A 21,850-nucleotide genomic window follows, 5' to 3' on the forward strand; every position below is an offset into this window, starting at 1 on the left:
TGGCCGGGACCGGTGATCACCTTCCGCCGCCCGCACAGGAATCGATGGAACCCATGCCGCTCTCCCCGTTCCCGCCGGCGGCGGATCGTCAGCCGGTCCTCGCCACCGGCTCCCCCTTCGTCGGACGGGTCGGTGAACTGGAGCAGATCCGCCGGGTGTTGCTGTCCCGGCGGGGCCCGCGCGGCATTTTGGTCGCCGGGCCGTCCGGCATCGGCAAGACCCGCCTGCTGGACGAGGCCCCGGCTCTCGCCCCACGCCGACGCCTGATCAGCCTGCACCCGCCCGCCGAAGCCGCCGTCTCGGGGCCCGGTCCGGACCCGTACCGCTCCCCCGCCACGGCCGCGGCATCGGCCGAGCTCGCGCGTCTTGCGGAGCGCGACGCGGCCGACTCCTGGCTGCTGTGCGTCGACGACGCGCATCTGCTGGGGCCGGAGCTGTGGCCGCTGCTGCACGAGGCTGCCCGGCATCCGGCGGGGAAACTGTTGGTCTCGGTGACCACCGACGGACACGGGCTGCCGCCGGAACTTCTGGCGTTGTGGAGCGACCGGGCGCTGGTGCGCATGGACCTCCAGCCGCTGGACGCCACCGGCGTGAAGGAACTGACGGACTCGTTGCTCGAAGGGGGGCTCGGGCAGACCAGTGCGGCCCGGCTGGCCCAGTGGTGCGGCGGCAGCCCCCGTCTGCTGCGGGAGGTGGCCCGTGCGGCCGTCGAACAGGGTCTCCTGGTCCGGTCGGAGGACTGCTGGCACTTCGCCGGTGACCGGCTTCCGATGCCGCCCTCCGTGCTGGAGCTGGTCGATCCGCAGTTGCGGGACCTCGACGAGGCGAGCCGTGCGGTGCTGGAGCTGGTGGCGCTGGCCGGCAGTCCGCGTCTGGCATCCGTCGAGCAGTTCTGTGACACGGGACAACTGGAGGAGCTGGAGCGCAGGGACCTGTTGCGCGTCGTCGACGGCAGCTCCGACCCGTCCGGTGAACCACGGGTGCGCATCGCCCACCCGCTCGCGTCGTACGCGATGTCGTGCGGCCTGCCGCCGCTGCGCCGCCGTCGCCGGCTGCGGGACTGGGTCGCCGCCCATCAGGGGCTGACTCCGCTGATGGCCGACGACGACTGCCTGCGTCTGGCCGAGTGGCACCTGGATGCCCACGAGACGCCGCCGCGGGCCCTGCTGGACCGGGCGGTCGAGCAGAGCCTGCGCGACCTGGCGCTGCCGAGCGCGGTACGGCTGACCCGGGCGGCGTGGCGCCACTATCCCGGCACGGACACCGCCGAACTGCACGCACGGGCTCTCACGGCCAGTGCCGACTTCCCCCGGCTGGCGGCGTTCCTCACGACGGTGCGCGCCTGCGGCCCCGGGTATGCCCGTGCGCTGGAGCGGGCCGAGGCACACAGCATGCTGCTCCAGGCACGGTACGAGGAGCTGGACGGGTTACTGCCGCGGCTGCCGGCCGGCGAACAGGCCTACTTCCGGATGACCTCCCGGTATTTCCAGGGCCGCTTCAGCGACGCCTGCGCGCTGGCGGGGGCCCTGCGCCGGAACGGGCCGGCGGAACACGCGTGGGAGGCGGGCCTGATCATGATGGGCTCGCTGTGCCACATGGGCCGGCCCGAGCAGGCGCTGTCCCTGTACACCGCGCTCCGCGCCGAGTTGGACCGCGCACCGGGAGGGCCCACGAAGTTCCATGCCGACTCCCTGGAGGAACTGCACGCCTCCGCGCTCCACTACTGCGGCCGCTTCGACGAGGCGGAGCGGATCTACTGGCGGGAGTACGCCCAGGCCGTGCAGCGCCACCACGTCCGCATCGATGCGCAGCGTGGTCTGGCCCTGGGGCACCTGCTGCACGACCGGGGCACCATCGAGGCCGCACTGAAGTACTTCACGTTCACCTCCAGTTACCGCGTGGGGTGGCGGCAGTGGCAGGTCAAGGCCGGTATCCACGCGGCGCTTGCGGTGAGCTGCCTGCCGGCGGACCGGCGGCCGGACGACCCGCTGCCCGACGGGCTGACGGCAGGGGATGCCGGGCACTGCGCGATGTTCCTGGCGGTGGTGCAGGCCCGGCGCCACCACGAGAGCGGTGACACCGCCGCGGCCGGGCGGGTGTTGCACGACGCGGTCGCGGGGGCGCTGGCGGACGGGGCACACGCCGACGCCGCCATCGGCCTGCACGAGTGCGCCCGGCTGTCCCTGCCGGCCCCGGAGCGGGCCCCCGCCGATCTGCACCTGGAGGGCGCGTTCCTGCGGGCACGGTGGGCGTACGCGGAGGCCTGCCGGTCGGGCGAGCCCAAGCTCATGGGGCGGGTGGCGCGCGCCTTCGCGGACATGGGGGCCGGCTTGTTCGCGGCCGAGGCGTACGCCGAACTCGCGCGCTTCCACCAGCGTGCCGGGGGCGCCAAGGCGGCCACCGCCGCCACGGCCAGGGCCCGGGAACTGCTGCGCGGCTGCGGCCCGGTGGACACCCCGCCCCTGCGCTTCCTCGGTCGGTCCGCGCTCCTGTCTGACCGGGAGAGACTGATCGCCGGCCTCGCGGCGGGCGGTCTCTCGGACAAGGAGGTGGCCGAGCGGCTGAGCCTGTCGGTGCGCACGGTCAACAACCATCTGTACCGGGTCTACCGGAAGGTGGGCGCCGCGAACCGTCGGGACCTACGGGTACTGATGACGCGGCGCAGCGCCGTGTGAGGCCGCACGGCCCGGGTGCTCCGTCCTGCGCATGACGGGCCGGGCGGGGGCGTCGGACCGGGCGGGGACGTCGGGTGTACGGGTGGCCGGCGGGGCGGGCCGGCCCGGCGCCGGGCGTGGATTCAGCGGCGGCGTCGTCGCGCCGGCGGCTTTTCCCCCTGGGCACGCATGAGCGCTTCGGTGTCCGTCATGTAGGCCTCGACTGCCCGGCGGGCGGCGTCCTCGTCCCCCGCTGCCACGGCCTCCGCCACCGGGTGGAGGCGGTCCGCGGCGGCTTCGGCGTCCTGGAACGGCTGGGCGAGCGCCTGCCGCACCGGAAGATAGCCGCCGAGCAGGGTGTTCGTCATGAGCAGATAGACGCGGTTGCCGGTGGCGCGGGCCAGCGTGCGGTGGAACTCTGCGTCGGCGAGCTGCACTTGGTCGCTGTCGCTGCCGGTGCGCACCGCGGCGACCTGCTGCCGCAGCTCCGCGATGTGCGGCGGGCCGGCCCGGCGCGCGGCCAGAGCACCGAGCAACGCGCCCACTTGGCGGCGCACTTCGAAGATCTCACCCAGCCAGGCGTCGTCGCGCAGCACCAGGACCGGCAGCAGCTCGGCCGTGCCCAGCCGCCAGAAGTCCCGCACGCGGGTACCGACGCCGTGCCGGGTCTCGACCAGCCCGGACTGCATCAGGCGGACGAACGCGTGCTTGAGTGTGGTGCGGTTGACCCCGTAGGAGGCGGCGAGTTCACGCTCGGGCGGCAGCAGTGCGCCCACCGGGTGCCGCCCGTCGATGATCGCGTCGCGCAGCCGGCGCTCCAAGGCGTCGACCGTCGTGTCACGGGTGATCGGTTCCTCCACCGGCGCCCTCACCGCTCTCCCCCACTAGCGCCGCCCGAGCGGCCGTCCGCCCGTGCCGTGCGCGCACCACCGTACAAGGCCGCCTCCCGGGCCCGTCAGGTGGCCGCGTCGTCCCCACGTCGTCCCGCCCCGGCCGTGCAGACGCGTTGACGGACGGCGGGCAGGTGGGTGACGCTACGTCCGTCCGGTTCATTGGCTCAGCCACTGGTCCTCTTTCGGTGACGGCGATTCGGTGACGGCGAGCCGCAGGGTGTCACCAACGGGTCGCCGTACGGCGTCACGGCACCGCCGACGTGCAGGAAGCAACCCGAGACGTGCAGGAAGCACCCCGATGAAGACAACGAGTCCGGCCGGCCGGCTCCGGCCCGAGCGCCCCTGGCCCCTGCTCGGCCGCGACGCGGAGCTGGACGAGGCGGCCCGCGCGCTGTGCGACCCGCGCGGCACCGGTGTGCTGGTGGCCGGAGCATGCGGCACCGGCCGCAGCAGACTGGCGTACGAGTGCGCGCAGTTGGCCCGCCGCCGAGGTCATCCGGAGTTGCGCGTCACGGCCACCCCCGCGGCCCGCTCGGTGCCGTTCGGCGCCCTGGCCCACCTGCTGCGGCCCGGCTCCGACGGCGCCCCGCCCACGCTGAGCGGCACCGGGCCGGCCTCCGGGCAGCGACCCGTGCTGCTCCTGGACGACGCCCACCACCTGGACGGGGCGTCGGCCGGGCTGCTCGGCTCCTGGCTGCGCACCGGCCGGGTGGCCCTGGTGGCCACCACCGATGCCGCGCGTCCTCCCGTCTGGCCGGACCTTGCACTGCACCGCGTCCATCTGCGGCCTCTGCCCCAGGCGGTGGTGACCGATCTGGTCGAGCGGGTGCTGGGCGGGGCCGTCGAGCGCAGAGCGGTGCGCATGCTGCACCGGGCCAGCGGCGGACGACCGCGAGACCTGCGCGAACTGGTGGACGGTGCGGTGCGGCACCGGACCCTGGTGGCGGAGGGCGGCCTGTGGCGCCTGGTGGGCCCGCTCTCGGCGACCCCGCGGCTGCGGGCGCTGATCGAGACCCGGCTGCGACACCTCGACCCGCAACACCGCGGCCTCCTCGAACGGTTGGCGGTGTGCGGGCGCCTCCCCCTGGACCCGCCGCACCGTGCGTCCGCGGACTTCCTGGCGGACGACGGCTGGGTACGCCTCGTCGAGGAGGGGCCGTACACCTGCGCCGAACTGGCCGGGCCGCTGTACGGGGACGTGCTGCGCGCGGCCCTGCCGGTGCAGCGGACCCGCCGGATCCTGCGGGACCAGACCATCCGGTCGCGGGATCGGGACACCGGCCCTGCCGGGCGGCTGAGGTCGGTGCGCTGGCGCCTCGACGCGGCCGACGGCGTCGACCCGGACGAGCTGGAGCACGCCCTCGTGCTGGCCCGCCGGACCCACGACCACGCCCTCGCGCTGCGGCTGGCACGGGAGTTGGCACGGATCCGCCCGCGCCCCCGTTCACTGCTGCTGCTCGCCGAGGAACTGTACGAACACGGGCATCCGCGGGAGGCGGAACGGGCGGTGCGGCGGGCGCTGCGCGAGTCGACCCGCGACGACGAGCGGTTGGCCGCCGTGGTGCTGCATGCCCAGAGCCTGGCGTTCGGTCTGCTGCGGGTGGACGAGGCGTTCACGGTCAACGCGGCGGCCCGGCGCACGTTCGCCGGCCACCCGGACGAGGCGGTGCTGGGCGCGAACGAGACCGCGCTGTGGAGCCTGGTGGGGGATGTGCGGCGGGCGGACCAGGCCTGGCGGGCGGTCGCGCCGGAACCTGGCTCACGGGCCGACGTGATCGCGGCGGTGCCGCGCGTGTACTGCCTGACCGAATCGGGCCGCACCGGCGAGGCGGTACGGGCCGCCCGGCTGTCGCGGGCCGGCCGCCGGCCGTGCACCGCCGTGGACGCCGTGGCCCATCCGGCGCTGCTGGTGGGCGCCGAGGCCCGCGCGCTGGCCGAGTCCGGGTCACTGGCGGCGGCCGAGGACCTGGCGCGGCAGGGGTACGACCTGGCGATGGACTCGCACGCCGGCAGCGCCCAGACCTGGCTGGCGGAGCACCTGGGCTGGATCTGCTACCTGCGCGGCCGGCTGCCCGAGTCGCGCATCTGGTACGGCAGCATGCTGGCGCACGCCCGTGAGGTGGGACTGCGCTCCGGGGAGTGGGCGGGGCTGTGCGGGCAGGCACTGACCGCGGCGGTGGGCGGCGACGCCGAGCGCGCCGAACAGTGGTGGGAGGAGGCCGGATCCCTGCGACCCGACCGCTGGTGGCGTCCGGAGGCGGCGCTGGTCAGCGCCTGGATGGCGGCGGCGGTGGGCCAGTTGGGGCGGGCCCGCGGGGTGGCGCTGGACGCCGCCGGGGCGGCCGGCCGGCGCGGTCTGCTGACCGCGCAGTCGCACCTGTTGTGCGACGCGGCACGGCTGGGCGCGGCGACGCAGGCCGAGCAGCCGCTGCGGGCACTGGCTGCCGGGTCCGACAGCGCCCTGGTCTCCGCCCGCGCCGACCTGGTGCGGGCGCTGGCCGCCGGACGGGCCGACCTGCTGGAGCGGTGTGCCGGACGGCTGGCTTCCCTGGGGGCGGCGCTCCTCGCGGCGGAAGCCTGGAACGCCGCCGCCACCGCCTACCTCCGCGCGGGTGCCGACGCCTTTGCGCAGGGTGCCCAGGAGCGTGCCCTGGCACTCATGGGCCCGGCCCCGGGTGCCCGCACGCCGGGGCTGGTGCCGTCGTTCGTGCGCTCCCGGTTGACCGCACGCGAACTGGAGGTGGCACTGGCGGCGGCGAGCGGCCTCAGCAGCGGTGCGATCGCCACGCGCTTGACCTTGGCGGTCCGCACGGTCGGCAACCATCTACAGCGGATCTACACCAAGCTGGAGGTCTCGGACCGCACGGCGCTGGGCGCGGCGGTCCATCGTTCCGCCACGGGGCCCGTCGCGAGGCCCGTCGTGCGGTGAACCGCGGGCAGCGGTGCGAACGGGGCGCAGGTGACGGGCCGTGGGTCGACGGGGGCGGAGCCGGAGCCCCGTCGTCGCGGCCCGGAGCCCGGTCGTCGCGGCCCGGAGGCCCGTCGCCGCGGCCCCGGGGCGACGTGCGGCGGCCGCCGGGGTGAGGTACGGGCACCGGCCCGGCAGGCGCCGTGGCTGCCACAACTACCGCAACTACCGCATGATCCGGGCGAGTTCGCCGCGCGAGGTGACGCCCAGCTTGGCGTAGGCCCGCTGAAGATGGTTGTCGACGGTACGGACCGAGAGCACAAGCCGGGCCGCGATCTCCTGGCTGGTCAGCCCGTCCGCCGCGAGCCGTGCGACGTGCTGCTCGCGCCCCGTGAGCGGACGTACCTCGGCAACACGTGCCCGAGGAGCGGTGACACGGGCCGCGCCGCAGCGGTCCAGCAGCCGCCGGGCCAGTACGGCGGCGGCCGCGGCGGCCCGCGGATCACCGGCCCGCTCGGCGGCGGCCGATGCCTCGGTGGCGGCCTCGGCTCCCATCATGTCCGCGCCCAGTTCCTCGGACCGCTTGGCCACTTCGCGCAGCCGCCGGTGGTCGTCGGCGGCGAGTGCCGCGGCGAACCGTGCCCTGAGGCCGGCCAGGGGGCTGTCCCCGTCCGCGGCCAGTTCCGCCAGTCTGCCGCTGACCTCGACGGCGGCGCCGAGCCGTGCGGCGTCCGCCAGGAGCCAGCTCTCGTAGGAGGACATACCCGCCTCACGGGCCTGTCCGGCCGCTTCGGCGAGCACCTGTTGCGCCTCCTCGGTCGCGCCGTGTGCCGCGGTATGCCAAGCGGTGGCGAGCTGCCGCATCAGCCGGGAGGCGTGCTGGCGCTCCTCCTCCGGGCACCGGGCCGCCTCCAGCGCGGTGCGCGCCCGGTCGGCGCGGCCCGTCTGGGCGAGCACCACGGCCAGTCCGGCGCCCGCGAAGGCCGTTGCCCGCCGCGCCTGTTGGCCACGTGCCAGACTCAGCGCCTCGGTGAACCAGTCATGGGCCGGCCCGAGGTGCCCGGCGATCAGTTCACAGCGCCCCAGGTGCGCGGCGAGCCAGATCTGCGGTGCCGGCGCCCGCGCCCCGACCGCCTGGGAGAACGCGGCCCGGCCCACCTCGCGCGCCTCTTGTGTGCGGCCGGCATCGGTCAGCGCCGCGATGCGGTAGATCGCGGGCCCGCTGCCGTGCGAGGAGGCTCTGCCGTGCCGCCGCTCGCTCTCGGCGGCGGTCAACTCCTCGTGGACCGCCCGCGCCAGCTCCACCGCCTCGCCGCCGCGGCCGGTGTACGACAGCGCGAGGGAACGCTGCAACTGTGCCCACATCCGAAGCCGCGGAACGGCGATCTTCTCCGCGTCGGCCAGCAGGCGCAGCGCATCGGGCACCCGTCCGCTGTACAGCAGGTAAGCCGCCTCGTTGACCCGCAGCACCCGCCGGCCGCTCTCGTCCAGCCGGGCGGCGGCCCGGGTGTTGACCTCCAGGGTGCGGGCGGTGTCACCGAGTCCCCAGTAGAGGTTCTGGGTGCGCTCCATGGTGACCGTCAGCAGGTCCTCGTCCCGCTCCGCCAGGCGTTCCGCGGTGCGCAGGCACTCCTCGGCGGCTGCCCAGCGGCCGGTGTGGTGGTGGGCCTCGCCGCGCAGCAGCCAGACCTCCAAGGTGGCGTCCCGCGCCGGGACCGTGGCGAGCAGAGTGACGACCGTCGGGTAGTCGCATACGTGCCGTGCCATCCGGGCCGCGGGAAGCAGCGTGTCGAGGCCGACCGGCAGCCCGGCCGCCCGCCGCCAGGACGCCAGGCGCAACGCGTCCTCACGCCGCCGCGCGCCCAGTGCGGCGAGGTGAGCGGCCTGCTCCCGGTAGAGGGCACGGCGACGCGCGGCGGGCATGCCGCGGCGCAGCACCTGGCCGTACATGGGGTGGTCCAGCACGCACACGGTGCGTCGTCCGTCCATCCGGACGCGTACCAGCCCCTGCTCCTCCAGCGTCTCGATGTCGTCGGTGTGGCCCCCGTACTGAAGGGCGTCCAGGGGCAACGGCTCGCACAGGGCGAGGCGTTCGAGCAGCCGGTGCTGGCTTGTGCTGCGGCTTTCCAGCCGGCGCCGGACGATCCCGGTCAGGCGGCGGGTCCCGGCCAGCCGGCCGGTCAGCCGCCACAGCCCGTCCTCGCACACCAGGGCACCCGAGTCGAGGGCACCGGCGACCAGTTCGCGCAGCACCAGGGCATTGCCGCGCGAGGCCTGGGCCAGTGTGCTCAACGAGGCGTGCTCCACCGGGCCGCCGAGGCAGCCGCGGACGAGAGCGGCGACCTCCCTCTCGCCGAACCCGCCGAGATCCATGCGTCTGGTGCTCTCCTCGTGCTCGAAGGACTCCACCACGTCCGAGGGCGGGGCCGGGGTGCGCACCGTGCCCACCAGGAAGACCGATCCCGTCCGGGCCAGGTGGCCGAGCAGCACCGCGGAGGCGTTGTCCAGCAGCGGGAGGTCGTCGACCAGCACCACCCCGCGCCGGGGTTGCCCGTCCGAGCGGTACGGGGTGAAGGCCTTCGCCGCGGCGTGGAAGGTGAGGACGGGGTCGTGCACGGGCGCGTCCGGCGGCAGCAGGTGCCCGAGGGCGCCGAGCGGCAGTGCGGCGTCCGTCGTGGTGGCGACCACCCGTTCGGTGCGATGGCCGCGCCGTTCCGCGTGGCGCAGGCACTCCTCCGCGAGCCGGCTCTTGCCCACGCCGGCCGGGCCGTGCACCAGCAGGGCGGACACCGTGCCGCCGCCGAGGTACGTCTCGAATGCGGCCAACTCCTCGGACCGGGCCGCGAACGGCCACCGGTGGCGCCGGCCGGCACCCGCTGTGGACCCCTCGTGGTCGTCGGCCTCGTGGCCGTCCGGTGCCGAAGATGACGGGGCGGACGTCACATGATGCTCCCTGCCTGTCGTACCGCTGTGCCCGGCCCCGGACGTGACGACAGGCGCCAGGGTCCGGCCCTCGCCCTCCCCAGCATGATGCCTGCCGGCCGTCGGCGTATGAGCAGCCATTGCTCATACGGTGCCGGCCGCCGCCACCCACGGCGCCGCAGACCGGGCCCTGCCGGTTGCCGGCGGCGTTCGTGCGGCGCCGCCGGCAACAGCGTTCGCCTAGGGTCGCGGCATGGACTTGACCGGGAAGGTCTGGGGCGCCACCGGGCCGGAGCAGGAAGCACGCTATCCGTGTGATCGCCTTGTGGAGGCCCCGTCCGAGGGGTGGATCCGGGCCGTGGACGTGTCGGCACCGGCCGGCCTCACCTTCCGCTGGGTACGGCAGCTGACCATCGCCCCGTACAGCTACGACTGGATCGACTTCCGCGGACACAAGAGCCCGCAGCAGCTCGTCCAGGGACTGCCGGATCCGGCCCCGGGACAGCCGTTCCTCGTATTCGAGATCGCGGACTTCGAGACGGACACGCACCTCACCGGTGTCCTCCCGCCCCGGCTCGCCGAGCGGCACGGGCAGATGGCGGTGAGCTACACCCTGCGCCCGCACGAGGGCGGCTGCCGTCTGGTGGTCAAGGTCGTTGCCGAGGTCAAGGGATCACTCGCCCAGAGGCTGCGCCGCAGACTGCTCGCCTGGGGCGATCTCGTCATGATGCGCAAGCAGCTGCTGACCCTCAAGAAGCTGGCCGAACGGGACAGCCCTTAGGCAACTGCGCGGATCGGTGTGGGTCGGTCGCCCGAGCAGGGGTCTGCGGCGTGACGGTGCTGGTGGTCCCCCTCCAGGTTCCGGTCACCGTCCTGATGTCCCGCTCCCCCCGGCGGACCGTGCTGGCTCTCGCCGGCGTGGTACTGGCCGCGTCCTACCTCGGCTTCCTCGCGGCCACCTCACTGGGACACGGCTGGGGCGCCCCGGCCGTCGCCACGGTGTCCGTGGTCTGCACCCTCGGCGAGATCCTCTATGCCGGCAGCGCCACCGCGCTCGTCACCGCCCTCGCCCCGGCCCATGTCCTGGGACGCGCCCTCGCCCGCTTCGAGCTCTCCACGGGCTTCGGCCTCGCCGTCTCCCCGGCGGTCATCACCGCTCTCGCACCACACGGCCCGGCCGCCCTCTGGGGCAGCCTCGCCGGCGCAACGCTCCTCTCCGCCTCCGCCGTTGCCACGGAGAAGGATCGAGGAACGCGGCTCGGCGGTTGCCAACCGGGCATACGTCGCGCGGCCATACACCGCGCGGGCATACGTCGCGCGGGCTGACGAGCTTCCCCCGTTTCAGCCCGACACCATCGGCGGCGGACCGGCCTGGGCGTCTTCCCCTTCGTATGCCGCCAGCGCGGCTTGGCGGCTCTCCAGTACCTCGCCGAGGTCCTCGGGGGCCACCCGGTCCTGCGCCAGCTTCATCCGGGCCTTGGCCTCCACGAAGGCCCATGCCTGCCGGGCGCGTTTGTTGGCCAGACGCCTGCTGTCACCCCGGAGGAAGGCGGCCCCGGCGGCGAACCCGGCAGCGATCAGGGCCACCAGCGCCGCGGGCACACGTGCGTCCACCGATGCCAGCCCCGCCGCTCCGGACACGCCGGCGAGGAGGGCCGCGGGGAAGCCCAGGGCGATATCGACCTTGACCCAGAATTCGGCTCTGCGGTGCGCAAGGTCCTTCTGTCGCGTCGCTTCGTCACATAACCGCTCGACCTCGGCGCGCGGCCGGCGCGAGGGCTCGTTCCGGGAGAGTGACACGGTTCCGGGAGAGGTACTGGCCATGCCTGGATTCCAACACAGGGGAAACGCAAGGGACTTGTGCGGACGTGAACAGTCTTACGGGGCCTCCGTGGTGGGCTCCGGACAGATCGGCCGGGGCGGGCGGCCCGAAGAAGCGCGTCCCTCCCCCGGCGGCGGGAGGCCCGCCCCGCCGTACCGGATGCTCCCTCCGCACAGACGATTACTGTGGGGGGATCCGCCGGCGTGGAACCGGCGGACGGGCGGCCCGCCTCTCGCGCGCCGCCCTGGGAGAGCCCGACGAAAGGTGCGGACATGACAAGCGTGCACGGTGCCCCTCTGGACATCCCCACCCCGGACGGTACCGCCGACGCCTATCTCGCCCACCCCGACGACGGCGAGCCGCACCCCGGCGTCCTGCTGTACATGGATGCCTTCGGGCTGCGCCCCTCGCTGGAGGAGATGGCCAGGCGCCTGGCCGGGCACGGCTACACGGTGCTGGTGCCCAACGTCTTCTACCGCTCCGGGCGCGCCCCGGTGGTGGACCTGCCCGATTTCATCGACCCCTCCCGGCGGCCGGAGATCTTCGAGCAGCTCGCCCCGGTGATGCGGTCCCTCACCCCCGGCCCGGCCCTGCGGGACGCCGGCGCCTACCTCGACTGGCTGACCGCCTCCCCTCTGGTCACCGACGGCCCGGTCGGCACCACCGGCTACTGCATGGGCGGTGTCCTCGCCCTCCGCACCGCCGCGGCCCGCCCCGACCGCATCGCCGCCGCGGCGTCCTTCCACGCCGGCCGCCTGGTCACCGACGACGAGGACAGCCCGCACCGGCTCGCGGACCGCATCAAGGCGGAGCTGTACTTCGGACACGCCGACCAGGATGGTTCGATGCCGGCCGAAAAGATCAAGATCCTGGAGCAGACGCTGGACGCCGAAGGCGTGCCCTACCGCAGCGAGCTGTACGAAGGCGCCCACCACGGCTACACCCAGAGCGACACCGTCGCCTACAACGCCGAGGCGGCCGAGCGTCATTGGCGCAATCTGCTGGAACTCTTCGGACGCCGCCTCTGACATCACGGTTGGTCCCCCCGGAGAGACGCCGTTCCGCCCGGGGGCCGTGCCCGCGATGCCCCGCCGCCCCCCGCACATTTGCAGCGGGTCGGCGGGGCATCGCTGTTGAAGGACCCGTCGACGGAGTGCGCAGCGCGAGCGCCCCCGTCGGCGAACGCGGACGAAGTCCCCTGCGCCTGGGCTGAGTTGGCGGTCTTCGGGGCTTGTTGAGCGGCCCGCCCGGCAGGAGCCCGACGAAGGCCCGGACCAGATACCCACTCCCCCGCTCGGCGCACGATCGCCTGGCGCTCGGGGCGACGGCTCCCCGGATCGTTCCGTCGGGCGGCTCGCGGGCCTGCGCCGACCGCGCACTGCGCAAAGCCGTGCACTGCGCGATGCCGTGCGCTGCGCGATGCCGTGCACCGTGGTGGACGCGTGCTCACCAATGCGAGTGACCCTGTGCTCCGGTTGGCGTCAGTGCTTTGCGGGGTGGCCGATTCGATGCTGGGCTGGTTCCACAAGCCGTGCACCGGCTGGCTTTGGTGTGCCCTTGTGTCTTTCCGCATCACATTCCACATCACATTCCGCATCACATGCCGCCTCAGCGTGCCGGGAGCCGGATCCGCCGGTGCGCAACTCCCCGACGCTCGCGAAGCTCCAGCAAAGGAGAGAAGTGACCACTACCTCCATGCGCCCGACGGCCGCTCCGGACATCGAGCAACTGCCGGAACCGCCACTGCGCAGATCCACGGAAATCCAGGGCAACATCCTGGCCGCTTTCAACAAGGACTACATGACGTTCCGCTATGTGCGCTTCCCCGACGACAAGGGCGCAGGTGGACGCGGCTGGCTGTCCGTCATGCTGAACACCGTCTCGGTGACCGAAGCGGTCGAGGACTTCAATGAGGAGTTCTCCCTTTCCCGCCGGGCCTACGGCCAGGATCCGTCCCTCACCGCCACCTGGGTGGGGGTGTCCTTAACTTTCCAGGGCCTGCTTCAGGTCGCCCGCGAGCCCGAAAAGGTGAAACAGGATCTGGCCTCCTTCGGTTCGTTCGTGAAGGGCGCGGACAGCATGGCGGCGAGCCTCGGGGACGAGGGGACGAGCGCCCCCGGGAACTGGCTTTTCGGCTCGGACCGCACCGGCGTACACGCCGTACTGCTCGTCGCCGCGGACACGGAGGAGGCGCTCGACGAAAAGCTCAAGAACATCACCGCAGCGGATTCGGCGCACGGTGTGATGCTGGTCCATCAGGATGACGGCCGTACTCTGACGGGCGACCTGCGCGGGCACGAGCACTTCGGGTACAAGGACGGCATCTCCCAGCCGGGAGTCAAGGACTTCCACCGCGAGGACCGGGACAACCCCGGCTTCCGCGAGAACCGCGCGGGGGCCGTCTTGGTCGAGCCCGGTGAATTCGTCTTCGGTCACAAGAGTGAGAGCGGAAACCCGCCCGAGGGACCCAAGTGGCTGGACAACGGTTCTCTTCAGGTGGTGCGCCGGCTGCGGCAGGACGTCGCCGCCTGGAATGACGCAGTGGTACGCGAGGCGGGCAAGTTCCGGCCGAGCGGCATCTCCCCCGAGCGGCTGGGCGCGTGTCTGGTCGGTCGGATGAAAGACGGCACGCCCCTCGCGCAGGGCGAAAACCCGGTGACCGGGGTCGGTCCGGGGCGCAATGACTTCACCTACGAGAACGACGGGCAGGGGAAACTGACCCCGTGCGCCGCGCATATCCGCAGAACGACTCCCCGCCGCTTCGAGCCCACCCAGCGTCACCGCATCATGCGCCGCGGCATTCCGTACGGTCCTGCGTACACGGGGGACAATGACGACACGGACCGCGGCCTGATGTTCGTGTGCTACGGCACCTCGCTCGAGCGACAGTTCGAGTTCGTGCAGCGGATCTGGTCGAACAACCCAAATTTCGTGCCCGGAACGAATGGTGCGCCCAACGGCATCGACAAGGTGACCGGCACCATCAAGCAGGGGGATCCCGGCAGCCCGGACGCCCGGATCGTGCTGGCCGACGGCCACGAAGGCACCGTGTCGATGGACCGGTTCGTGCGGACCACCGGTGCGGTGTACGCCTTCACGCCCTCCATCACCACCCTGCGGCGGCTTGCCGCGTACCAGTCCCTGCACGAGAAGGTCTGACCGCCATGAACGACACCCGCCATGACCTGCACGGTCGGCACACCGGAGCCGAGCGCGCCAACGAGAAGACCTATCAGCAGCTCGCCCGCGAACTCCTGCTGGTCGGCCCCGAGCCGGCCAACGAAGACCTCAAGCTCCGCTACCTCGACGTGCTGATCGACCAGGGGCTGGAGCGCCCCGCAGCCCCCAAGCGCATCCTGATCGTCGGAGCGGGCATCGCCGGTCTGGTCGCCGGCGATCTGCTGACCCGCGCCGGGCACGATGTGACGATCCTGGAGGCCAACGCCAACCGGGTAGGCGGCCGGATCAAGACCTTCCACACCAAGAAGGGCGAGCCACCGCCCTTCACCGACCCCGCGCAGTACGCGGAAGCCGGGGCGATGCGCCTGCCCAGCTTCCATCCGCTGACCCTGGCGCTGATCGACAAACTCGGCCTGAAGCGGCGGCTGTTCTTCAACGTCGACATCGACCCCACGACGGGCAACCAGACCGTCCCCGTCCCCCCGGTGGTCTACAAGTCGTTCAAGGACGGCAAGATCTGGACGAACGGCGACCCCAGCCCCGAGTTCCGGGAGCCGGACAAGCGCAATCACAGCTGGATCCGTACCAACCGCGCGCAGGCACGGCGCGCCCAGTACGCCACCGACCCGTCCCAGATCAACGAGGGATTCCACCTCACCGGCTGCGAATCGCGGCTGACCGTCGGCGAGATGGTCAACCAGGCCCTGGAGCCGGTACGCGACTACTACTCCGTACTCCAGAGCGACGGGAAACGGATCAACAAGCCCTTCAAGGAGTGGCTGGACGGCTGGGCCGGGGTCATCCGCGACTTCGACGGCTATTCGATGGGCCGCTTCCTGCGCGAGTACGCCGGGTTCAGCGATGAGGCCATCGAGGCGATCGGCACGATCGAGAACATGACGTCACGGCTGCACCTCGCGTTCTTCCACAGCTTCCTGGGCCGCAGCGACATCGACCCCACCGCCACGTACTGGGAGATCGAGGGCGGCAGCCGGATGCTTCCCGAGGCGCTCGCCAAGGATCTGCGGGACCAGATCGTGATGGGCCAGCGGATGGTCCGGCTGGAGTACTACGACGCGGGCCGCGACGGCCACCACGGCGGGCTCGCCGGGCCGGGCGGCCCCGCCGTCGCCATCCAGACCGTGCCCGAGGGCGACCCGTACGGTGAAGTGCAGACCTGGACCGGTGACCTGGCGATCGTCACCATCCCCTTCTCCAGCCTGCGGTTCACCACCGTGACCCCGCCCTTCTCGTACAAGAAGCGCCGTGCCGTCATCGAGACGCACTACGACCAGGCCACCAAGGTGCTCCTGGAGTTCTCGCGCCGTTGGTGGGAGTTCACCGAGGAGGACTGGAAGCGGGAGCTCGACGCCGTCGCGCCCGGTCTGTACGAGTACTACCAGCGGTGGGGCGAGGACGACGCCGAGGCCGCGGTCGCCGTGCCGCAGAGCCTGCGGGACCTGCCCACCGGGCTGCTCGGCGCCCATCCGAGCGTGGACGAGAAGCGCATCAGCCGGGAGCAGGTGGAGTACTACCAGAACTCCGGGCTGCGCGGCGGCGTGCGGCCGGCCACCAACGCCTACGGCGGCGGCTCCACCACCGACAACCCCAACCGTTTCATGTACTACCCCTCCCACCCCGTCCCCGGAAGCCAGGGCGGCGTGGTGCTGGCCGGCTACTCATGGTCGGACGACGCCGCGCGCTGGGACTCCTTCGAGGACCACGAGCGCTACGGCTACGCCCTCCAGAACCTCCAGTCCGTGCACGGCCGCCGGATCGAGGTCTTCTACACCGGTGCCGGCCAGACCCAGAGCTGGCTGCGCGACCCGTATGCCTGCGGTGAGGCGGCCGTCTACACCCCGCACCAGATGACCAGTTTCCACCTCGATGTGGTGCGGGCCGAGGGTCCTGTGCACTTCGCCGGTGAGCATGTGTCGCTCAAGCATGCCTGGATCGAGGGTGCGGTGGAGACGGCCGTACGTGCCGCCATCGCTGTCAACGAGGCTCCAGCGGCGGACGAGAGCGCCTTCGGCGGGCGGGCCGCGGCGCCCCGCGAGCGCCGGGGCTCCGCCACCTCGCCGGACCGGTCACGAGAGGACGTGCTGACGTCATGACCACATCCAGGACCTGCACGGTGGCCGAGTACCTGGGCCTCAGGCTGGAACAGCTCGGCATCACCCATCTGTTCGGCGTTCCCGGCGACCACCTGGGCCCGTTCCTGTCGACGCTGCACGAGAAGACCACGGTGCGCTGGGTCGGCACCCCCACCGAGGGGGGCGCCGGCCAGGCCGCGGACGCGTATACGCGGGTGAAGTCCGCCGACGCGCAGATCACGCTCGGCGAGCAGGGCATCGGCGCGGTCGCGGTCACCTACAGCGTGGGCGCGTTCAACCTGCTCAATGCGATCGGCGGCGCCTTCGCCGAGTACGTTCCGCTGATCGCGATCAACGCCGCCCCGTCGTACGAGTCGTGGCTCAACCAGCAGGCGATCGGGCTGCTCACCTCGCATATGTCCCAGCGCCCCGACAGCAACCTGGACGTCTACCGTCAGGTGACGGTGGACGCCCAGGCCCTCTCCAACCCGGGCCTGGCCCCCACCCAGATCGACAGCGCGATCACCTCGTGTCTCTCCCATCGCAGGCCGGTGTACCTGGAGATCATGGATGACGTCTGGGGGGCGCAGTGTCCCGCACCGCAAGGCCGTCTGACGCGGCGCGAGCGGCCCGTCACCGCGAAGAACCAGCGCATGCTCGAGCGGGCGGTCGCGGCGTGTGTGGACCTCATCCGGACTTACCGGAACCCGATTCTGTGGGCCGGCGAGGAGATCGACCGCTTCCGGCTGTCCGACGAGTTCGAGAAGCTGGTCCGCGAGACCCGCATCCCGTTCTGCACGACCGTGGGCGCCAAGTCCGTGGTGTCGGAGTACACCCCGGGCTTCTCCGGCGTCTACAACGGCAAGGCCAGCAATCCGCAGGTCGCCGAGGTCTTCAACAACGCGGGCTGCCGCATCGGGCTGGGTTCGTGGGCGACCTCGAAGAACCTCGGCGGCGAGCGGTCGATCGGCGACGACTGGGCGGTCGCCGCCCATGACGGGGTGCATGTCGGCGCCTCGTACTTCCCCGATGTACAGCTCGCCCGGTTCCTCCCCGCGCTGCGCGAACGCCTGGTAGCCGAGTTCGGAAGCGGCTCCTTCGCCGCGGACTACTTCGCCCGCGCCCATGGCGAGGGCCTCGACGTCCCCGACAGCACCGCCGCCTACCTGGCTTCCCAGACCGGCGGGCCCTACCCGGAGACCGTGACGTACGACAGCTTCTTCCGCCACATCAACGCCTTCCTCGACTCGCAGACCACTGAGCCCCCGGGCGAGCGCAGCAACCCGTTCACCGTGGTGTGCGACGCCGCGTTCGCGCTGATCGGCTCGATGAATCTGCGGATGGCGGAACGCGCCTCGTACGTGGCGCAGAACAGCTGGCTGTCCATCGGCTACTCGGTCGGCGCGGCCACCGGGGTGGCGCTCGGGCGGAGCCGTGCGGGAAAGCGCCCGATGGTCTTCGTCGGCGACGGCTCCTTCCAGGAGACGTGCCAGGAGATGTCCACCCATGTGCGGCACGGTCTGCGCCCGGTGGTCTTCATCCTGGACAACGAGGCCTTCTACGGCATCGAGCAGATGCTCGTCCACCCCTGCTACTACAAGGACGGGGCACCGTCCTCCGACGGCGCCGACTTCTACAACGAACTGCACCCCTGGCAGTACGAGAAGCTCGCGGAGGTCTTCGGCTCCACCAAGCACCCGATGCACGGCGTTGCCGTCCGTACGCACGACGAACTCGCCACCCTCCTCCAACGGATCGCCGAGCCCAGCGACAAGATCAACCAGGGCCCGGTCGTCGTACGGGTGCAGTTCAAGCGGCACGACTATCCCGAGGCACTCAAGTACAAGATCACCGAGAACTGTCCGCCGTCCGGCGGCGCGCTGTCGGAAGGGAGCGTGGGATGACCGGCCCGGACGAACAGCGGCCCACGGCGAAGGGCGTCACGCTCGACACCTCGGCGAAGGCGCTCCGGCACGCCATGAGCGGACTGTCCGGGCCGGAGGCCACCGGCTGGACCGGCACCGTAGGGCCCGCCGGAAGCCCCGGCGAGGGCGCGAAGGTGCTGATCCTGGGTGCCGGCGTCGCCGGTCTGACGGCCGCCTACGAACTGAGCACGCTCGGCTACCGTGTCACCGTGCTGGAGGCGCAGGAACGCGTCGGCGGGCGCAACCGCACCGCGCGCAAGGGCGACCAGCTCTACGAGATCGACGAGCACGGAGCAGTCACCCGGACGCACACCTGCGCATTCGACGACGGCCTGTACCTCAACCTCGGGCCCGGCCGGATCCCATATCACCACCGCAGGGTGCTCAAGTACTGCCGTGACTTCGGTGTGGAGCTGGAGCCGTACGTCATGGAGACCACGGCGAACCGCGTCCGCCCGCCGCATGCCGAGGTCACCTGGCCCAACCGGCGGGTGGCGAACGACACGCGGGGCCACCTCGCGGCCAAGCTCGCCGAGACACTGGTCAGCACCGACACCTTCACCGGTGAACTGCGCGACCTGCTGCGGGTGTTCGGCGCGCTCGACACGAACGGCAAGTACCGTGGCTCGACGCGCTCCGGTTATCTCGACAGACCGGAGATCGAGGAGTGGCCCGTTCCGGCCCCGGCGCTGCCCTTCGAGGACCTGGTGAACTCGGGCTTCTGGAAGGCCCGTTTCTACCAGCCGGTCGACTATCTGTGGCAGGCCACGATGTTCCAGCCGGTCGGCGGCATGGACCACATCGTCAAGGCACTCGCGCGGGAGGCCAGACGGGCCGGCGCGACCTTCGTGTTCGGCGCCGAGGTCCGCGAGATCGAGATCGATCCGCGCGGCCTCGGGACCACTGTCACCTACCGCAAGGGCGACGACGAGTTCCATGCCGACGCCCGCTACTGCGTCAGCAACATCCCGGTCCCGGTGCTGCGCAAGGTCAAACTGACCCGCTTCTCGGATCCCTTCGAGCAGGCGATCCGCCTCGTGGAATTCGAGAAGACCTGCAAGGTCGGCTGGCAGGCGAACCGCCGCTTCTGGGAGGGCGACCTCGGCGGGATCGACGACACCGAGGGGATCTACGGCGGCATCAGCTGGACCGGCCACAACATCACCCAGCTGTGGTACCCGTCGAACGACTACTTCTCCGACAAGGGAACCCTGACCGGCGCCTACAACTTCGGGGCGGCGGCCGAAACCCTCGGGAAGCTCTCCCCGGACAAACGCCTGCGGCTGGCCCGCGACGGCGCCATCGAGCTGCACCCCGAATTCGCGGACCGAAAGCTCGTACCCGATGACAAGGGTGTCTCCATCGCCTGGCACAAGGTGCCCTACCAGCTGGGCGGATGGGCCGCGTGGGCGCCGCAGAAGGAGAGCCACAAGAAGGCGTACAAGCAACTGCTCCAGCCCGAGGGCACCGACACGTTCTTCGTCACCGGCGACCAGATCTCACCACTGCCCGGCTGGCAGGAGGGCGCCATGATGTCGGCCCACTATGTCGTCCAGCAGGTTCTGGGCATCATGCCCCTGAGCGCACCCGAGGAGATCGCCGTGCCCGACTCGGTCGCCCTGACGCAGGGTCTGTTCTGAGGGGCCGCGATGCCTCGTACCGGTCCCGTGTTCTGACAGTTCCGGTGCGTACTGACGGGCTCGGTTGAGTTCTGACGGGCCCGGGGGTGAAATCCCCCGGTTGGGGGCCGGTTCGGCGGCGCCTCGGCCGCATCCAGGGTTTCATGAGTGCCCAGGATGCGGCCATGGCCGGCCCGGCCCCTTCCCGTACCGCCGTCGCGTCAGGAGGGGAGCGCCGGCGGGCGCCGGAGTCCGCTCCGGGCCGTGCGGGTCAGACGACTGTGGGGGTGGGTGGGAGGAGCGGTCCGCCGTCCCGCGGTCCGGCGGCGGAGTCCACGCCGGGTCTCTCGATCTTGGCGGTGGGGAGGACCAGCATTTTTGTCACCGTGCCGTCGTCCCCGACCACATCGCGGACGAGCGCGAATCCCAGTTTCCTGCCAAGCGCCAGACTGGCGGCGTTCTCCGCGCCGACCATGCCGTACACCTCATCGACCTTCAAGGTGTCGGCGGCGTAGTGCAGCAGACCGCGTACCAACTCGGTGCCCACGCCCTTCCCCCAGCTCTGCCTGACCAGGGCGGCGACCATCTCGTAGCCGTCGACGTTGCCCGTTTTCTTGATCTCCGCGTGGCCCACATAAACGCCCTCGGCCCACACACCCCACACATCGAACATGTTCTTGGGATAGATCTCGTTGAGAATTGCTGCGAATACGGACCTGATCTCTTCTTCGGGTGACCGCTCCTGCCCCATCCACCGGCAGACCTCTTCGTCACGGAGCAGGGCCACGAAGGCATCCTCGTCCTCGGGCCGGTAGGGCGAAAGAACCAGTCGTTCGGTACGCAGGATCGGGGTCATTCCAGGTTCCCTTCTCATCGTGAACGCCACGTGGTCTCGGTGGCGTGAAAGGCAATGCCGGTACGGAGCGGGAGGGGCGGATTCCGGGTGATGTGCACGGTGCGGAGAGAGGCGCTCAGGCCGCTATCGGGCATCCGCGGGCGGCCGTGATCTCAGCCCGATGTCACCCGTTGAACTCCGTTCCACGGAACGGGAGTTATCCCTTCATGCGGTCGAACGCGGCGGCTCACCGACGGAGCGGAGCGGCACCGCACCCACCGGCCGGGCACGACGGCTCCTCGTCACGGGCCGGCCACTGAGAAAGTCCCCCCACGATCCGCAGTTTCCTCACCCCGTAGAAGTCCCGAACTCCACTCTCAGGCATCCGGCCTGGGCGGCGCATGACACTGGTATAGCGTAATAGGCGCCTATCGTCACTACTTTGCACCAAAACCGATATGCCGGGTAATGGAGATGTACGACGTCATTTGCCGTAGGGCGTCGGAGGCAGGGATACGAGGGGCTGCGGCCGGCGGCCGGCCGGGAAAGGAAAGCGGCCACCAGGAAATCGCTCCTGGTGGCCGCGGTATTGCAGGGTGAGGGGGCGAACCCGGTTCAGCGGTGTCGCCGTGGGCGTCCGTGCGGGCCGCGCCGGCTGGTGGCCGGTGACCGCGGCCCGCACGGAGGGTGGCGCGGGAACGGGCAGGGCATGGCGGTCAGTTGTGGCCCTGCGGGGCGGATCAGGTCAGGAGCCGACGTGGTCCATGCGCTCGCGCAGGCTGCGGGGCCGCATGTCGGTCCAGACCTCGTCGACATAGGCGGAGCACTCGTCCTGGGTGCCTTCCTTGCCCACGGCGTGCCAACCGGCGGGGATCTCCAGGTCGGCCAGCCACAGCGAGTACTGGTCCTCGTCGTTGCGCAGCACCTGGTATCGGGCGTTCTCGTCCATGTCACGCTCTCCTGTCGTGGTTTGACTTGTCGGTCGGGGAGGTCATCGGG

General features: G+C 71.7%; 13 protein-coding genes and 1 pseudogene. 9 read left to right on the plus strand and 5 right to left on the minus strand.

Annotation, left to right across the window (positions count from 1 at the left end):
• The first annotated feature begins 44 nt into the window (after window positions 1-44).
• Window positions 45-2,675 carry a helix-turn-helix transcriptional regulator gene (locus K7C20_RS02560; RefSeq protein ID WP_053210407.1) on the plus strand — a complete coding sequence of 877 codons (2,631 nt, stop codon included), beginning with the start codon at window positions 45-47 and terminating at the stop codon, window positions 2,673-2,675.
• A gap of 122 nt (window positions 2,676-2,797) precedes the next feature.
• On the opposite strand, the gene K7C20_RS02565 is transcribed toward K7C20_RS02560, so the two are convergent.
• Window positions 2,798-3,514, minus strand: a complete 717-nt coding sequence (locus K7C20_RS02565; RefSeq protein ID WP_053210406.1) for a FadR/GntR family transcriptional regulator — start codon at window positions 3,512-3,514, stop codon at window positions 2,798-2,800.
• A gap of 331 nt (window positions 3,515-3,845) precedes the next feature.
• Between K7C20_RS02565 and K7C20_RS02570 the strand changes: the two genes are divergently transcribed.
• Window positions 3,846-6,476 carry a LuxR family transcriptional regulator gene (locus K7C20_RS02570; RefSeq protein WP_053210405.1) on the plus strand — a complete coding sequence of 877 codons (2,631 nt, stop codon included), beginning with the start codon at window positions 3,846-3,848 and terminating at the stop codon, window positions 6,474-6,476.
• Between the two features lie 204 nt (window positions 6,477-6,680).
• On the opposite strand, the gene K7C20_RS02575 is transcribed toward K7C20_RS02570, so the two are convergent.
• Complete coding sequence (locus tag K7C20_RS02575) at window positions 6,681-9,398, minus strand: LuxR C-terminal-related transcriptional regulator (protein WP_053210404.1); 2,718 nt, start codon at window positions 9,396-9,398, stop codon at window positions 6,681-6,683.
• Between the two features lie 232 nt (window positions 9,399-9,630).
• Here K7C20_RS02575 and K7C20_RS02580 point away from each other — a divergent pair, with 232 nt between their 5' ends.
• Together K7C20_RS02580 and K7C20_RS02585 are read left to right on the plus strand one after the other, a co-directional pair.
• Window positions 9,631-10,158: a hypothetical protein gene (locus K7C20_RS02580; RefSeq protein WP_030077928.1), complete on the plus strand. Its 528-nt coding sequence runs from the start codon at window positions 9,631-9,633 to the stop codon at window positions 10,156-10,158.
• A 53-nt stretch (window positions 10,159-10,211) separates the two neighbouring features.
• Window positions 10,212-10,703: pseudogene (locus K7C20_RS02585) on the plus strand (MFS transporter); the annotation flags it as partial.
• 15 nt (window positions 10,704-10,718) lie between these two features.
• Here K7C20_RS02585 and K7C20_RS02590 read toward each other — a convergent pair.
• Window positions 10,719-11,201 (minus strand): hypothetical protein, encoded by a 483-nt coding sequence (locus K7C20_RS02590; protein WP_030077931.1) that lies wholly within the window; start codon window positions 11,199-11,201, stop codon window positions 10,719-10,721.
• Between the two features lie 270 nt (window positions 11,202-11,471).
• On the opposite strand from K7C20_RS02590, the gene K7C20_RS02595 reads away from it, so the two are divergent.
• The 5 genes from K7C20_RS02595 to K7C20_RS02615 all read left to right on the plus strand — a co-directional run bounded on the left by K7C20_RS02595 (window position 11,472) and on the right by K7C20_RS02615 (window position 20,037).
• Window positions 11,472-12,227, plus strand: coding sequence for a dienelactone hydrolase family protein (locus tag K7C20_RS02595; RefSeq protein WP_030077932.1), 756 nt, complete (start codon window positions 11,472-11,474; stop codon window positions 12,225-12,227).
• A 652-nt stretch (window positions 12,228-12,879) separates the two neighbouring features.
• Window positions 12,880-14,358, plus strand: a complete 1,479-nt coding sequence (locus tag K7C20_RS02600) for a Dyp-type peroxidase (RefSeq protein ID WP_209444035.1) — start codon at window positions 12,880-12,882, stop codon at window positions 14,356-14,358.
• 5 nt (window positions 14,359-14,363) lie between these two features.
• The gene (locus K7C20_RS02605; protein WP_053210403.1) at window positions 14,364-16,493 is read left to right on the plus strand and encodes a flavin monoamine oxidase family protein; all 2,130 of its coding nucleotides are present in this window, start codon (window positions 14,364-14,366) and stop codon (window positions 16,491-16,493) included.
• Window positions 16,490-18,376 (plus strand): alpha-keto acid decarboxylase family protein, encoded by a 1,887-nt coding sequence (locus K7C20_RS02610; protein ID WP_030077936.1) that lies wholly within the window; start codon window positions 16,490-16,492, stop codon window positions 18,374-18,376. The genes K7C20_RS02605 and K7C20_RS02610 overlap by 4 nt, the downstream gene beginning before the upstream one ends.
• Complete coding sequence (locus K7C20_RS02615) at window positions 18,373-20,037, plus strand: flavin monoamine oxidase family protein (RefSeq protein ID WP_030077938.1); 1,665 nt, start codon at window positions 18,373-18,375, stop codon at window positions 20,035-20,037. The genes K7C20_RS02610 and K7C20_RS02615 overlap by 4 nt, the downstream gene beginning before the upstream one ends.
• A 250-nt stretch (window positions 20,038-20,287) precedes the next feature.
• Here the strand turns inward: K7C20_RS02615 and K7C20_RS02620 are convergent, their stop codons facing one another.
• Together K7C20_RS02620 and K7C20_RS02625 are read right to left on the minus strand one after the other, a co-directional pair.
• On the minus strand, window positions 20,288-20,872 hold the full coding sequence (locus tag K7C20_RS02620) for a GNAT family N-acetyltransferase (RefSeq protein WP_078953608.1): 585 nt from the start codon (window positions 20,870-20,872) through the stop codon (window positions 20,288-20,290).
• 724 nt (window positions 20,873-21,596) lie between these two features.
• Complete coding sequence (locus K7C20_RS02625) at window positions 21,597-21,800, minus strand: MbtH family protein (RefSeq protein ID WP_030077941.1); 204 nt, start codon at window positions 21,798-21,800, stop codon at window positions 21,597-21,599.
• Window positions 21,801-21,850 lie beyond the last annotated feature (50 nt).

It is taken from the genome of Streptomyces decoyicus, assembly GCF_019880305.1.
Classification (GTDB): Bacteria; Actinomycetota; Actinomycetes; order Streptomycetales; family Streptomycetaceae; genus Streptomyces; species Streptomyces decoyicus.

Coding starts and splice junctions, on each gene's coding strand:
- K7C20_RS02560 (WP_053210407.1), top strand. CDS start 45: ATGGAACCCATGCCGCTCTCCCCGTTCCCGCCGGCGGCGGATCGTCAG.
- K7C20_RS02570 (WP_053210405.1), top strand. CDS start 3,846: ATGAAGACAACGAGTCCGGCCGGCCGGCTCCGGCCCGAGCGCCCCTGG.
- K7C20_RS02580 (WP_030077928.1), top strand. CDS start 9,631: ATGGACTTGACCGGGAAGGTCTGGGGCGCCACCGGGCCGGAGCAGGAA.
- K7C20_RS02590 (WP_030077931.1), bottom strand. CDS start 11,201: ATGGCCAGTACCTCTCCCGGAACCGTGTCACTCTCCCGGAACGAGCCC.
- K7C20_RS02595 (WP_030077932.1), top strand. CDS start 11,472: ATGACAAGCGTGCACGGTGCCCCTCTGGACATCCCCACCCCGGACGGT.
- K7C20_RS02605 (WP_053210403.1), top strand. CDS start 14,364: ATGAACGACACCCGCCATGACCTGCACGGTCGGCACACCGGAGCCGAG.
- K7C20_RS02610 (WP_030077936.1), top strand. CDS start 16,490: ATGACCACATCCAGGACCTGCACGGTGGCCGAGTACCTGGGCCTCAGG.
- K7C20_RS02615 (WP_030077938.1), top strand. CDS start 18,373: ATGACCGGCCCGGACGAACAGCGGCCCACGGCGAAGGGCGTCACGCTC.
- K7C20_RS02620 (WP_078953608.1), bottom strand. CDS start 20,872: ATGACCCCGATCCTGCGTACCGAACGACTGGTTCTTTCGCCCTACCGG.
- K7C20_RS02625 (WP_030077941.1), bottom strand. CDS start 21,800: ATGGACGAGAACGCCCGATACCAGGTGCTGCGCAACGACGAGGACCAG.